The sequence below is a fragment of the Methylobacterium sp. C33D genome (genome assembly GCF_053345825.1).
Genome location: NZ_JBKFAV010000152.1, coordinates 1 through 347 on the forward strand (window position 1 = coordinate 1; position 347 = coordinate 347).

At 69.7% G+C, this 347-nt stretch carries 1 pseudogene; it reads right to left on the bottom strand.

The window, feature by feature from the left end:
* Positions 1–119: 119 nt before the first annotated feature.
* Positions 120–347 (bottom strand): annotated as a pseudogene (locus tag ACLBXO_RS31815) (type III glutamate--ammonia ligase); the annotation flags it as partial.

Here is a 347-nt window from a genome sequence, read left to right on the forward strand (position 1 = left end):
AGTTCGGCGCCGATCCGCGGCGCACCATCAACACCGAGGAGAAGGCCCTGATCGCCGGCGTGGCCTACCATCTGAAATGAGCCGGCCGCTCCCGGCCCTTGGCGCCCGGCGCCGGGGGGTCAGCAATCCAGGGTCGTGTCGCGCTCCCACTGGGTGGGGTGCTGGCAGTAGGCGTTCCACTCCTCGTTCTTGAGCTTGAGATAGCTCGGCACGAAGGGGCCCAGGGCCCCGCCCAGGATCGCGCTGCCCGACAGGGCGCGCAGGGCGTCCAGCATGTTGAGCGGCAGCCGCTTCAGGCCCTCGACCGTGTGGCCGTCGGTGTACATGTTGATGTCGAGGCGCGGGCC